The following is a 13,700-nucleotide window of genomic DNA, read 5'->3' as shown; positions in this document are numbered from 1 at the left end:
TGTCCAAAATTTTGTTTCAACTGTTAAGTTGAAACTGTATTTCATTAACGTTTTGTTGTTCAGTTTTCAAGGTTCACGTTTCGTCGCCGTTTCAATGACAACTTTTATATTATATCAACCAACATTATATTAGTCAACATATTTTTAAAAAAGTTTTTTGCCGATACGAAATAGCAACTTTTAAATACTATCACTTTCAACTCTAGTTGTCAATAACAAATTAGAAAGCATTATCATTTTGTTCACCGCTTTTAGCGACGTATAGTAATTTAACATCATTTCTTTTTGAATGCAAGTGTTTTTTTAAAATATTAATAGAAAAACGAAAAAAGTTGAATATAACTTATTATATCCGCTTTTTACTCTCTTAAACCATACGATTGAATTATATCGTCATAATAAAAAGCGAGGGATAATCACTCCCTCGCTCCTTTGCTAAAACGAATTATTAATCACGGTGACGCATAGTTGGGAATAATAATACATCACGAATCGATTGTGCATTTGTTAATAGCATAATTAAACGGTCAATACCGATACCTAACCCACCTGTTGGCGGCATACCGTATTCTAATGCTTCAATGAAATCATTATCCATTTCATGAGCTTCATCGTTACCAGCTGCTTTTTCAGCAAGCTGTGCTTCAAAACGCTCACGTTGGTCAATCGGATCATTTAATTCTGTAAATGCATTTGCATGCTCACGACGTACAATGAATAATTCGAAACGATCTGTAAAACGTGGGTCTTCCGGATTTTTCTTTGCAAGTGGTGAGATTTCAACCGGGTGACCAAATACAAATGTTGGCTGTACTAAAGTTTCTTCTACTTTTTGTTCAAAGAATTCATTAATAATATGACCCACTTCATGAGCTTCTTTAATTTCAACGCCATGCTCTTTCGCTAAGCTTTGTGCTTCCTCTTTCGTCATTGGCTGCCAGAAGTCTACACCTGTTGCCTCTTTTACTGCATCAACCATGTGTACTCGTTTCCAACCTGGCGCAAGATTAATTTGATCTTCGCCATATTGAACAGTTGTTGTACCGAGAACTTCTTGTGCAACATGTGAAATTAAGTTTTCAGTTAATGCCATAATGTCTCGATAATCCGCATACGCTTCGTACAACTCAATCATCGTAAACTCTGGATTGTGTCGAGTTGAAATACCTTCATTACGGAATACACGTCCAATTTCATAAACTTTTTCAAGACCACCAACAATTAAACGTTTTAAGTGAAGTTCAATTGCGATACGCATATAAAGTTCCATATCTAATGCGTTATGGTGCGTAATAAATGGACGAGCTGCTGCCCCACCTGCAATAGAATGTAACATCGGTGTTTCAACTTCTAAATAACCATGGTTATCTAAGTAATTACGAATAGCACGAATGATTTTTGAACGAGTAATAAATGTTTGTTTACTATCTGCATTCGTCATTAAGTCTAAATAACGTTGACGATAACGTTGTTCAACGTCTTGTAGACCATGGAATTTTTCTGGCATTGGACGAAGAGATTTAGTTAGGAACGTAAATTCTTCTGCCTTAACAGAAAGTTCTCCAACATTCGTTACGAATAAATTACCACGAACACCGACAATATCTCCTAAATCGGCAGTATTAAATAATTCATACGCTTCATCACCGACACGATCTTTACGTACATAGATTTGAATTTGACCACCTAAATCTTGAATATGAGCAAAACCAGCTTTTCCTTTTCCGCGTTTTGTCATAATACGACCAGCAATTGTCACTTCTTGTGGCGACTCTTCTAATTGCTCTTTCGTAAGTTCTCCAAATTGTTCACGAATCTCTGAAGATAAATGCGTACGTTCAAATCGACTACCGAATGGATCCATTCCATTTTCACGAATATTCGTCATCTTTTGGCGTCTCACCAAAAGTTGGTCGTTTAAATCTTCAATGTTTGACACGTTTATCACTCCTTATTTTCCTTTATTCAGTATAACACCAGCTATTACGGCATGGTAACTTGGACATTTCCTTGCTCAGTTCATTTTAATAAAACTGAAGATAAAGCTTCGACGGATATCATTCTGTAACAAAACAAAATTAGTTTATATGTTTTGCTTTCACAATGACAACAGACAACCGAATATAGCGGTATTACTTCAATTAAAAACAATTATATCCATGTATAATTCATTTTCCGCCGTTAGCGATCATTTAATCCATAATGTACCTATTGTACACAATTTCTTCGTTCTATTCACCTCTTTCGATTGAAAATGTTACGAGTTTTGTTTTTTCAAGATTGATTATTACATATTTCATCCTTAGACATGCTAAAATTTCTGATAAAAGGAGGGATTTAGTATGTATCGTAATATAAACGATTTTATTCAAGAATGGGAGCGCAATAGCTCAGGTACATTAGCTATTTTTGAATCTATTACAGAAGAAAAAAAGCATTTCTCAATTGTAGAAGGTCATAGTTCTCTCGAATGGTTAAGCTGGCACTTAACTACTGCACCAGCATATTTTATGGGGCAAATCGGTATAGCACTTAATGTGGAATTAAATCCAAAGAATACTCCAGATAAATTGAGCGAAATCATGAATACGTATCGTTCAGTAAGTGAAAACATCATTCAAATTGCAAAAGAACAATTATCTGACGAAGCACTTCTTAATGAAGTAAATAGCCACGGCCAACTAACGCCAATCGGAGCAATTCTTCGTATGATGGTCGATCATCAAACCCATCACCGTGCACAAATGCAAGTACTCCTTCGACAAGCGGGACTACCTGTTCCTGGCGTCATGGGTCCAACAAAAGAACAATTAGCAAAATAAACAAAAAGAGGCTGGGACATAACTAGCTTCAAATAGTGAGAAAGGTGAATTTGAGGAAACTCAAATTCACCTTTCGCTATTTTTGTGTGTAAATTCTTTTTTTTCTTTAGTTAATGGCCGTGAATTTTCTTAAATTCACAGCCATTAATGCGAGGCCCATTTCGTTTTCTACCTTCGATTTTCCTCGTACAGAAAATCGAGTGAAACGCAAATTAGCCTTCAAGAATCCAAAAACTGGTTCCACATCGATTTTGCGTCTTCGATAAATGGCACTTGTTTTCTCTTCTGAAAGCTTTGCTCTTACATATTCTTTTTGCTGTTCCCATTTTTCATTTACCATTAATTTTCGATTGTTGCCTTCTTTAGCTTTGGTACACGATGAACGGAATGGGCATCCCGAACAGTCTTCACACTCGTAAATTTTGAGCTTCCGTTGGAAGCCTGTGTGGTCATTACGGACAGAATAATATTGAAATTCAAGACGTTTTTGATTAGGACATGTATATGTATCGGTTTCTTCATCATACGTCCAGTTATCGGGATTAAATATGTTTTGTTTATACTTTTTCTTTTGTTCTTTCAAATACATACTATACGTAATAAGTGCTTCTCGTTTTCTATTCGAAAGGATATCATGAAAGTTTTGTTCACTACCGTAACCTGCATCTGCAACAATGTGTTTTGGTAACTCAAAATAATGCTGCTCAATCTCATCTAGAAATGGAATTAACGTACGTGTATCTGTTGGATTTGTATATATACTATAGGCAAGCGTATATTGACCTTCCGTTGCGATTTGTACATTATATCCAGCTTTTAATTGTCCGTTTTGCATATAATCATCTTTCATTCGCATAAACGTCGCATCTGAATCTGTCTTAGAATAGCTATTGCGTGTACCAAAGATTTCAAAGTCTCTTTCGTATTTTTGTTTACGTAGGACAAAATCAATCAACTGCTTGCGTAATTGTTTCGGGTATTTACGTTTATTTCTTAAGGCTTTTCGTTCTAGAACATCTGATGATGTTTCAATTTGTTTATCATATTCAGTTACGACATCGTCCACTTTTTGAACTAATTGAGCGAGTTCTTCCAATGATAACTGTTTATCGCTTTCACGTTGAATTTCAGGTATGATTTCACTCTCTAGTAGCTCATTGTATAGCTGGTTTGACTTTTCAATTAAATTTTGGTGATATTTTTCAATGGTTTTCTTCCAAACAAACGTAAATTTATTCGCATTTGCTTCAATTTTTGTACCATCGATAAAAATCGCTTCTTGATCAATAAGCTTTTCTTCAATCAATTGGCAACGGAATTGAACGAAACATTGACGAATTAAATCTTTCACTTCTGGTTGAATACGGAATCGGTTGATTGTACGGTAGCTTGGTTCATATCCTTGGGCTAGCCACATCATTCGGATACTGTCTTTTAATAGGGCTTCAATTTTCCGTCCTGAGAAGATAGATTGTGTATAGGCACATAAGATAATTTTAAGCATCATACGTGGATGATAGGCAGGACACCCCTCATTTCGTAGAAATGGTTCGAACGCTTCATGAGGGATACTTTCAACTAGATGATGGATATGGAAAGCAATATCATTATTTTGTAATTTTACTTCTAAATCTAAAGGCAAAACGAGTTGATTCATGTTATAATCTTTAAACATAAGGATCCTTCTTTCTGTATAATTTTGTTGTGGTGACTTAATTTTATCAGAAGTGGTCCTTATTTTTTATTTAAAATAATCAAAGCCGGTGAAATTTTACTTATCGTAAAATTTCACCGGCTTTTCATTTCAGAGGTGGGTTTTGTCCCAGCCTCTTTTCCTTTTAAATAGCTTCCGCCTGTTGTCGCTCTTCTAATTCATCGACTACACCATTAAGTAACGCCCGAAGTTCCTGAGCTGTTTCTACTTGATTAATAGCATTTCGAACTTTTCCGTTTCCACGAATACCTTTTAAGTACCAGGATGCATGTTTACGCATTTCACGTACTGCCACACCTTCACCCTTTAGTTGCATTAAACGTTCAAAATGAAGTAAGCAAACATCCATTTTTTCACGTACAGATGGTTCGGGTTTTAATTCCCCTGTTTCAAGGTATTGTACAGTTCGGTAAATCATCCACGGATTACCTAAAGCAGCACGGCCAATCATGACTGCATCAACACCCGTTTCATCTAACATACGTTTTGCATCTTGAGGTGTTTCCACATCCCCGTTACCAATGAATGGAATATGAATGTTTTTCTTTACCTCTTTAATAATATCCCAATTAGCACGACCCTCGTACATTTGTACACGTGTACGGCCATGCATCGCAATGGCAGATGCACCGGCACGTTCAGCTGCTTGAGCGTTTTCCACAGCAAAAATATGCTCATCATCCCAACCAATACGCATTTTTACACTTACAGGTTTATCTACTGCATCAACTACCGCTGAAACCATTTCATAAATTTTTTTAGGATCTAATAGCCATTTCGCCCCTGCTTCACATTTAATAATTTTGTTTACAGGGCACCCCATGTTGATATCAATTATATCTGCATTCGTATTTTTATCTACATATTTTGCTGCTTCTACTAACGTTTCTTTATCTCCACCGAAAATTTGTAATGAAAGTGGGTTTTCACGTTCATCAATATAAAGCATATCTAATGTTTTTTTATTGCGTTGTACAAGACCTTTATCGCTAATCATCTCTGCATATACTAAGCCGGCACCGAATTCTTTTACTGTTAAACGAAAAGCAGAGTTACAAACGCCTGCCATCGGTGCTAAAACAACACGGTTATCCATAACTATATTACCGATTTGAAACGGCTTATTTTGTGTAGTCAATGGGGACTCCTCCTCTTATATTAAAAACCCTTTATATTGAACGATTTAAATCTTCATCGTTTCATTTTAAATTGAGTAGGATTTAATACTCCTACCTAGAATCTTCCGCTATCAAAAATTCTTCCACATTGTTAATATGCTTCCACTTAAGAATGCCTTCCTTTTGCAAATCCATACTTTCAACACTCGCTTCTACTAATTGAAGCTTGTCAGTCAAAGGATATTGAAGGATTTCACGGAGAGGAACTAAAACGAAAGCTCGTTCATACATTCTAGGGTGAGGAACAATTAAATTCTCAACTTCAATATTCTCGTTATTAAACAGCAAAATGTCAAGGTCAATGATTCGTGGACCCCATCGAATTTCTCGTACTCTTCCTAATTCATTTTCAATCGATTGGCATACTTCTAGCGTTTCATAAGCAGAAAGGGATGTTTGAATCAATACCGCAATATTTAAAAATGATGGCTGATCAATATAACCTATGGGAGCCGTTTCGTAAATGGAAGAAATCGCTTTTACCGCGATATTCTTTTTGCCTTGTAGCATTTTTATAGCTTGCTTTAAATTTTGTTCCCGATCTCCGATATTCGTTCCAATAGATAAATAAACGTTATTCATAAAAACGCCCTCTTACAATTTCAACTGCTACTTCCTTATAGTGACCTGGGATAGGCGGATCTGGTTTTATAACTTCCACCTTGCAGCCGAATACTTGTCCTTCATATATTGATAAAATCGTCGTTGCAATTTTTTCCGCAACGGCTTCAATTAGCTTATATGGCGTGCCTTCAATAATTTCTTTACATATATCATAAACACCCACGTAACTTACGGTATCATTCAATTCATCGGTTAGACCTGCTTGTTGAATATCTACTGCCAACGAAACAGATGCACGAAAACGTTGACCTAACTTCGTTTCTTCTGGTAATACACCGTGGTATCCAAAAAACTGCATTTCTCTTAAATGTATATAATCCATCTTCATTCTCCTTAAAGCGGTTAGTGTCTTTTAGGTAGTTCTTCACTTATCGTAAATTTCCCCATTAAGGCATCTATCATTTTTACAGTCCGGGCCACTTCTTTAACATCATGAACACGCACTATATGACAACCTTTCATCACTCCATAAGCACATGTTGCTGCGGTTCCTTCTACCCGTTCCTCTAATGGTAAATTCAATATTGTACCAATCATTCGTTTTCGAGAAGTTGCAAGTAATACAGGGTAGCCCAACTCAACTAGCTCGTCTAAACGTTGCATCGTTTCAATACTTTGCTGCAAGTTTTTCACGAATCCTATACCTGGATCTAATATAATATGTTCATCAGGAACACCTGCATTTTTTGTAATGGCTATACTTTCTTTTAAGTCGTTTAAATAGTCTTCAAAATAATCGTTATACTGTTCCTCTTTACGGTTATGCATTAAAATAATCGGAACATGCAGCTCCGCAGCAACTTTTGCCATTTCCGGATCTGCCTTCGCACCCCAAATGTCATTAATTATGTGGGCTCCTGCCTCAATTGCTGCACGGGCAACAGCTGATTTATATGTATCAATCGAAATAATAGCAGGTACTTCTTTCAATAACGCTTTTATAATAGGTACAACCCGCTCAATTTCCTCTTCATCGGATATTCGAGTATAACCAGGACGAGTCGATTCCCCACCTACATCAATAATCTTCGCGCCATTTGTGACCATTTCTTTTGCATGTTGAACGGCAGCTTCAATCGAGTTATACTTTCCTCCATCTGAAAAAGAGTCGGGGGTCACATTTAAAATCCCCATTACAACGGTTTCTTTTGTATAGTCAAGCTCTATATTATTAAATACTAATGGTTTTGGATATTTAGAAAGCATCTAAACCCCTCTTTCACTTCAATCTATGTAAATCACTTTATTTACTCGTTCAAAATAGCTAAGTTTGTTTCTCTTTTTATCATATCATTTTACTTTATATTTCTTCATTCGTCTAAATATTAAAGAAATATAAAAAGGCATCACCCTTTAGAGGTAATGCCAAAATTAATTATTAATATTAGTCTTCAAAATTGTAAAGAGCTGTAGATAGGTAACGTTCACCGTTGGATGGGACGATCGCTAAAACGTTAGAACCTTTACCAAGGCGTTTCGCTGTTTCAATTGCAGCATAAATTGCAGCACCTGAGGAAATACCTACTAGAATACCTTCTTCACGACCTGTTTTACGAGCTACTTCAAAAGCAGTTTCGTTATCTACAGGGAAGATAGAAGTGTAAACTTCTGTATTTAATACTTCTGGTACAAAGCCGGCACCGATACCTTGAATTTTGTGGGAACCAGGGTTACCGCCAGATAATACTGGAGAATCCTTTGGTTCAACTGCGATAATTTCGATATCAGGATACTTCTCTTTTAATACTTCACCAGCACCAGTAATTGTACCTCCAGTACCAACACCAGCTACAAACGCATCTAATTTTAACCCGTCAAATGCTTCTACAATTTCTGGGCCTGTAGTTAAACGGTGTACTTCAGCATTAGCAGGATTGTTAAATTGTTGTGGTAAGAAGTAACCATTTTCTTTTGCTAAACTTTCTGCTTTTGCAATAGCACCTTTCATACCTTCTGGTCCAGGTGTTAATACTAATTCAGCTCCATATGCACGAAGTAATTTACGACGTTCAATACTCATTGTCTCTGGCATTACTAAAATTGCACGGTAACCTTTTGCAGCTGCGACCATAGCTAAACCAATACCTGTATTACCAGAAGTCGGTTCAATAATTGTACCACCTGGTTTTAAAGTGCCGTCTTTTTCAGCAGCTTCGATCATTGCTAGGGCGATACGATCTTTTACTGAACTTCCCGGATTAAAAAATTCTAATTTAACGTATACATTACCTTCATTTTCATTTGTTGCATGGTTTAATTTAACGATTGGTGTGCGGCCGACTAATTCAGCAACTGAATTTGCCAATTTACTCATAATTGTCATCCCTCTCCTTAATACCTACTATTTTTATAGGTTTTACCTATTTAGTATATTACCAACTTCCTATCCTTTATGTCAATAGATTGGAACTAAATATTGAGAATATTTTACACTTTTAAGATGACGCTTCTCCATAAAACCAAGTTGCATCAAATTCTTTCCAAAAGGCCTCTGGTGTAATAGTTGACGGTAATTGTTCTAAGGCTAACACCCGTTCAATTTGACCTTTCACTTCTTCATAAGCAAAGGATTTTCCATCATTTACTTCCTTCACATGCACAATACCATAGCGGCCATCATTCATGACAAAAGGTTCACTTGTTTCGTCTGAGTCTAATTTTTCCACCGCTTCTTGGATACTTTTATCTATATTCGTTTGTGTTGTCGTAATGAATCCGATATCGCCACCTAAACTAGCTGAAGTTGTATCAAGGGAACGTTCTCGAGCAAGAACGGAGAAATCTGACCCCTCTTCCAATTCCTTTTGAACACTTTTAGCATCTTCTTCGGATTCTACAACGATAATGCTCGTCCTGTATGTAGTAGGGATGTTATATAATGATTGATTCTCTTTATAATATTCTTCTATTTGTTGCTCATCGATTACAACATCCTTTGTCAGTACTTTCTCAAGTATTAATTGAGCACGGACCTCTTGTCGTAACTCTTTGTCCGTTAATTCTTGTATCGCTGTATCCGTCTTATCCTGAGCAGAGCGCATCAACGCAATTTCTAAATCTATTTCTTCATCGGTAACTTTAATATCATATTCCTTCGCAGCTTTCTCCATGACAGCCCCATTAACGAGTGTTTGTAATGTTTCTTTTCCGTATCGACTCTCCATAGCTGCCATCCACTGTTGACGGGTTATTTTTTCCCCATCAATGGTAGCGACTACTTCGTCGCCACCATTTTCATTATTTCCATCTGGCCATAGCCAAAGAATAAACCAAAAAATATTACCAATAAATAGTATAGCTAATAAAGTTAATACCGGTTTTGTTTTTAAACGTCTTTGAGAAAGAGGTATTTGGTTCGTTGGCTTATTTACATTATTATTGTTTGATTTCATTGATAAAACCTTCAAGCTCTTGTTGATTGTAGTGGTATTTTTCTAAGCAGAAATGACATTGCGCTTCTGCACCACCGTCTTCATCTATCATTTCTTGAATTTCTTGCACACCTAAACTAATAATAGCCGCACCAAATCGCTCTTTCGAACATTGACATTTAAATTGAACAGGAGTTTTATCTAATATTTGCACATTGTTTTCCCCAAGTACTACCTCTAGTATTTTTTCAGGAGTTAATCCTTTTTCGATCATCTTAGAAACCGGTTCAATATTATTTAAATGCTGTTCGATTTGTGAAATTGTTTCTTCATCACAGCCAGGCATTAATTGAATAATAAAACCACCAGATGCTAGTACCGTATTATCAGGGTTCACTAAAACCCCTAATCCTACTGAAGAGGGTACTTGCTCAGAAACAGCAAAATAATAAGTGAAATCTTCGGCAATTTCCCCGGAAACAATTGGTGTTTGACCGGAGAACATGTCCCGTAACCCTAAATCTTTTACAACGGTAAGCGATCCTTCTGTTCCTACACCACGACGAACGTCTAGTTTACCAACGTCATTTAATTCGAAATGAACATGAGGGTTCGTGACAAAACCACGTACTTCTCCCTTCGCATTAGAATCAATTATCATTGGACCGATTGGACCATTTCCTTCTATTTTTACTGTTAGCTTATCTTCACCCTTTAACATAGCCCCCATCATCACTGCTGCTGTCATGGATCGACCAAGTGCTGCCGTCGTCGTTGGCCATGTATTATGTCGGCGTTGAGCTTCCCCTACTGTTTCTGTAGTTCTAGCTGCAAAGGCTCGTACCTTCCCATTAAAACCTAATGCCCTTACTAAGTAATCACTCATGTTGTCATTCCTCATTTCTTATTGATTTCTTTTATAAATAACATGCAACCCTTTTAACGTTAAAAATGGGTCTACGACATCGATTATCTTTGTTTCGTTTGAGATTAATTTCGCCAAACTTCCCGTTGCAATAACAAGGGGTTCCTCTTTACACTGTTCTTTCATACGACCGACAATTCCTTCTACTTGTCCAACAAACCCATAAAGAACACCTGATTGCATTGCGGAAATGGTATTCTTTCCAATAATATTTGAAGGACGCGATATTTCAATACGCGGTAGCTTCGAAGCCTTTGTAAAAAGGGATTCAGTAGAAATGGCAATACCAGGAGCAATTGCCCCTCCCATATAGTCACCTTTTTCATTAATGTAACAATACGTAATGGCAGTACCGAAATCTATAACAATTAACGGCTGACCTCCATATTCATTTAAAGCTGCTACCGCATTGACAATACGGTCCGCTCCTACTTCTTTAGGATTGTCATACTTAATATTTAACCCTGTCTTCACGCCAGGACCAACGACATAAGGTTTAATGTGGAAATACTTTCGGCACATTTCCTCCAATACATACATGATTGGAGGAACTACAGAAGAAATAATAACTCCTTCAATTTGTTCAAATTCAATCCCGACATGCGCGAAAAAGGACTTTATTTGCATTGCATACTCATCTTCGGTTTTATGGCGATCCGTCTCCATTCTCCAATGATAAGTTAGTTTATCCTTTACATATATCCCTAATGCAATATTAGAGTTTCCTACATTTAGCACTAGAATCATTTCTTCACACCCAATTCAAGTCCATTTGAAAAAATCATATCACATTACTGGCTAAATTAAACAGTGATAGCAATTAAATCTATTCGATAAATATTCACGAGCATAGGAATATTGTTATAACAATTCTATAGTCATTTCGATACATAAAATTAACAATTCAACTCAATATTTTGTGATACTATGTAGGAAAATACTATATTAAAGGAGTTTCTATGGGTAAGGTAAAATTACATAGCTTAAAAAGTAAATTAATCGTCGTTTTCTTAACACTTTCGGTGATCCCTTTAATTATCGCAACAACTACAATCTTCGCTTCAACGAATAATGGATTTAGCAAAGTGACAGAAAACCAGCAAGACAAAATGATACATATTGTACAAACAGAATTAAAAAACATATCCGAAAACTTATTAAAAATTACGGAGATGTATTCTCAAAATGATGAGATTATAACAACCTTCGAAAATGGTGATCGGGAACAATTATTAAGTTCTGTGAAAGATGTCTACTCCCGTCTATCAGCAGAACATCAATTATCTGTTTTTGAATTTGGAGATCCTACTGGAACTGTCATGTTACGTGCCCATAACCCAGAGAAGTATGGTGATGATAAAAGTGATTTAGCAGCGATTCAACAAGCTTTAAAGGGCGAATCCGTAGCAGGATTTGAATTTGGTAATAGCGGATTATCCGTTCGCGCCTTTACTCCTATTATTTCAAATAACGAAGTCATTGGCACTTTACAAACAGGTGTGGACGGTCAATTTATTAAGGATTTAAGCGAAATGTTACAGGGGGTTACAATTAGTTTATACGATATGGAAGGACTTATCGTTCAATCTTCCGATGAGTCAAAACTTAACACTAAAATGAAAAGTAATCTCCTAACATCGGTGAAAGAAGGTGAACTATCTTCCTACCAAAATGAAGAAATAATAGAATCCATTTTGCCAATTTATGATCCTACAGGAAATGAAATCATTGCAGCGATCGGTATTGAGCAAGATATATCTATTCTTCAAGAATCAAAACAAAATATCTTTTTATTCGCAGTCGTTTTAATCGCCATTACCATCATTATTGTTTTCGTTATCTCATTCTTTATGAGTAAAAGAATTTCACAGCCTGTTGTAGAAGTTGCCAATGTCATGAATGAGCTTTCTCAAGGTAACTTACAATTGAATATAAAAGAAAGCTCACAAAAAGGGGAAATAGGTCTACTTACTAATGCAACGAAAACGATGCAAGAAAACCTGCACGAAGCAATTGGAAAAGTTGCAAAGGCAGCAACAAGCGTCAATCAAAAAAGCGATGTTTTAAAACAATTATCGACTACAATACAAGTTGGTTCGGAACAAATCTCTTCCACTATGCAGGAATTGGCATCTGGAACTGAAGGTGAAGCCCAAAACATTGCAGATCTAGCGTCGAATATTAGTAACTTCACAGAAAGTATTGAAAAGACAAATGAAAAGGGCGAGCAAGTTCATAAAGATTCTTTAAAGGTACTTGAATTAACAAACGAAGGTACTAAATTAATGCAATTATCGAACGCGCAGATGAATAATATTAATCAAATTATGCAAGATGCCGTTGGAAAAATGGGGCATTTAGAAAGTCAAACAAAAGAAATCGAAAAGTTAGTTTTAATCATTGAACAAATCGCAAACCAAACGAATCTTCTAGCGTTAAATGCAGCGATTGAAGCCGCAAGAGCCGGTGAACATGGGAAAGGATTTGCCGTTGTCGCTGATGAAGTAAAGAAATTAGCAGAACAAGTATCCTTATCCGTAACAGACATTACGCAAATCGTTTCAAATATTCATAATGAAACAGAAATGGTTGAAACATCATTAAAAGACGGATATTCAGAAGTACGTCTTGGCACAACACAAATCCATGCAACGAGTGAAACGTTTACGCAAATTAGCCATTCAGTTTCCAATATGGTAAATAACGTAGAAGAAATAATCGTTTATCTTTCAGAAAATGTTTCCCGGGCAAAATCAATGAGTGAAGCAACGGAAGAAATGGCCGCGATGTCAGAAGAATCGGCAGCAGCAATTGAAGAAACAGCTGCTACTTCGAATGAGTTTACTCGTTCCATTGACGAAGTATCGAAAAATACAGCCGAGTTGGATACACTGGCCATCGAGTTAAAACAATTAGTAGATCGATTTAAAATTTAATATTTGCAAAACGAAAAAGTACCATTCAGCTTTCAATCTGAATGGTACTTTTTATGATTTTTTTAGACGAGAAAGCAATGTATAAAAAACTGAATGAGCAGCAACCTAGCTACCCATCCAGTTATACATC

12 protein-coding genes are annotated in these 13,700 nt (G+C 36.3%); 2 read left to right on the top strand and 10 right to left on the bottom strand.

What is annotated here, in order from left to right; translation table 11 throughout:
- Positions 1–448: 448 nt before the first annotated feature.
- Positions 449–1,948, bottom strand: a complete 1,500-nt coding sequence (gene lysS / locus MHH69_RS19205; RefSeq protein ID WP_174232682.1) for a lysine--tRNA ligase — start codon at positions 1,946–1,948, stop codon at positions 449–451.
- Between the two features lie 394 nt (positions 1,949–2,342).
- On the opposite strand from lysS, the gene MHH69_RS19200 reads away from it, so the two are divergent.
- Positions 2,343–2,822, top strand: a complete 480-nt coding sequence (locus MHH69_RS19200; RefSeq protein ID WP_122972257.1) for a DinB family protein — start codon at positions 2,343–2,345, stop codon at positions 2,820–2,822.
- 106 nt (positions 2,823–2,928) lie between these two features.
- Here MHH69_RS19200 and MHH69_RS19195 read toward each other — a convergent pair whose 3' ends face one another.
- The 9 genes from MHH69_RS19195 to MHH69_RS19155 form a co-directional block, all read right to left on the bottom strand.
- A complete protein-coding gene (locus MHH69_RS19195; RefSeq protein ID WP_169187918.1) occupies positions 2,929–4,497 on the bottom strand; it encodes an IS1182 family transposase in 1,569 nt (522 codons plus the stop codon).
- 163 nt (positions 4,498–4,660) lie between these two features.
- A complete protein-coding gene (dusB, locus tag MHH69_RS19190; protein WP_341362936.1) occupies positions 4,661–5,674 on the bottom strand; it encodes a tRNA dihydrouridine synthase DusB in 1,014 nt (337 codons plus the stop codon).
- A gap of 91 nt (positions 5,675–5,765) precedes the next feature.
- Entirely contained in the window at positions 5,766–6,296 is a 531-nt protein-coding gene (gene folK, locus MHH69_RS19185) for a 2-amino-4-hydroxy-6-hydroxymethyldihydropteridine diphosphokinase (protein WP_341362935.1), read from the bottom strand.
- Positions 6,289–6,660 carry a dihydroneopterin aldolase gene (folB, locus tag MHH69_RS19180; protein WP_122972259.1) on the bottom strand — a complete coding sequence of 124 codons (372 nt, stop codon included), beginning with the start codon at positions 6,658–6,660 and terminating at the stop codon, positions 6,289–6,291. Before folB ends, folK begins: the two co-directional genes overlap by 8 nt.
- Before the next feature lie 20 nt (positions 6,661–6,680).
- Entirely contained in the window at positions 6,681–7,544 is an 864-nt protein-coding gene (gene folP / locus MHH69_RS19175) for a dihydropteroate synthase (protein WP_122972260.1), read from the bottom strand.
- Between the two features lie 178 nt (positions 7,545–7,722).
- A complete protein-coding gene (gene cysK / locus MHH69_RS19170) occupies positions 7,723–8,652 on the bottom strand; it encodes a cysteine synthase A (protein ID WP_122972261.1) in 930 nt (309 codons plus the stop codon).
- A gap of 121 nt (positions 8,653–8,773) precedes the next feature.
- Complete coding sequence (locus MHH69_RS19165; RefSeq protein WP_122972262.1) at positions 8,774–9,730, bottom strand: peptidyl-prolyl cis-trans isomerase; 957 nt, start codon at positions 9,728–9,730, stop codon at positions 8,774–8,776.
- Complete coding sequence (gene hslO / locus MHH69_RS19160) at positions 9,714–10,595, bottom strand: Hsp33 family molecular chaperone HslO (protein WP_341362934.1); 882 nt, start codon at positions 10,593–10,595, stop codon at positions 9,714–9,716. Before hslO ends, MHH69_RS19165 begins: the two co-directional genes overlap by 17 nt.
- 18 nt (positions 10,596–10,613) lie before the next feature.
- The gene (locus MHH69_RS19155; RefSeq protein WP_341362933.1) at positions 10,614–11,381 is read right to left on the bottom strand and encodes a type III pantothenate kinase; all 768 of its coding nucleotides are present in this window, start codon (positions 11,379–11,381) and stop codon (positions 10,614–10,616) included.
- Positions 11,382–11,593: 212 nt separating this feature from the next.
- On the opposite strand from MHH69_RS19155, the gene MHH69_RS19150 reads away from it, so the two are divergent.
- Positions 11,594–13,570, top strand: coding sequence for a methyl-accepting chemotaxis protein (locus MHH69_RS19150; protein ID WP_341362932.1), 1,977 nt, complete (start codon positions 11,594–11,596; stop codon positions 13,568–13,570).
- Positions 13,571–13,700 lie beyond the last annotated feature (130 nt).

Source organism: Ureibacillus sp. FSL E2-3493 (genome assembly GCF_038077515.1).
GTDB lineage: Bacteria > Bacillota > Bacilli > Bacillales_A > Planococcaceae > Ureibacillus > Ureibacillus halotolerans.
The sequence above is the reverse complement of the archived record's forward strand: the minus strand, read 5'-3'. Positions and strand labels throughout refer to the sequence as shown.

What these genes read in the sequence shown, in the direction of transcription:
- MHH69_RS19200 (WP_122972257.1), top strand. Translation starts at nt 2,343, where the DNA reads ATGTATCGTAATATAAACGATTTTATTCAAGAATGGGAGCGCAATAGC.
- MHH69_RS19195 (WP_169187918.1), bottom strand. Translation starts at nt 4,497, where the DNA reads ATGTTTAAAGATTATAACATGAATCAACTCGTTTTGCCTTTAGATTTA.
- folK (WP_341362935.1), bottom strand. Translation starts at nt 6,296, where the DNA reads ATGAATAACGTTTATTTATCTATTGGAACGAATATCGGAGATCGGGAA.
- folB (WP_122972259.1), bottom strand. Translation starts at nt 6,660, where the DNA reads ATGGATTATATACATTTAAGAGAAATGCAGTTTTTTGGATACCACGGT.
- folP (WP_122972260.1), bottom strand. Translation starts at nt 7,544, where the DNA reads ATGCTTTCTAAATATCCAAAACCATTAGTATTTAATAATATAGAGCTT.
- cysK (WP_122972261.1), bottom strand. Translation starts at nt 8,652, where the DNA reads ATGAGTAAATTGGCAAATTCAGTTGCTGAATTAGTCGGCCGCACACCA.
- MHH69_RS19165 (WP_122972262.1), bottom strand. Translation starts at nt 9,730, where the DNA reads ATGAAATCAAACAATAATAATGTAAATAAGCCAACGAACCAAATACCT.
- hslO (WP_341362934.1), bottom strand. Translation starts at nt 10,595, where the DNA reads ATGAGTGATTACTTAGTAAGGGCATTAGGTTTTAATGGGAAGGTACGA.
- MHH69_RS19155 (WP_341362933.1), bottom strand. Translation starts at nt 11,381, where the DNA reads ATGATTCTAGTGCTAAATGTAGGAAACTCTAATATTGCATTAGGGATA.
- MHH69_RS19150 (WP_341362932.1), top strand. Translation starts at nt 11,594, where the DNA reads ATGGGTAAGGTAAAATTACATAGCTTAAAAAGTAAATTAATCGTCGTT.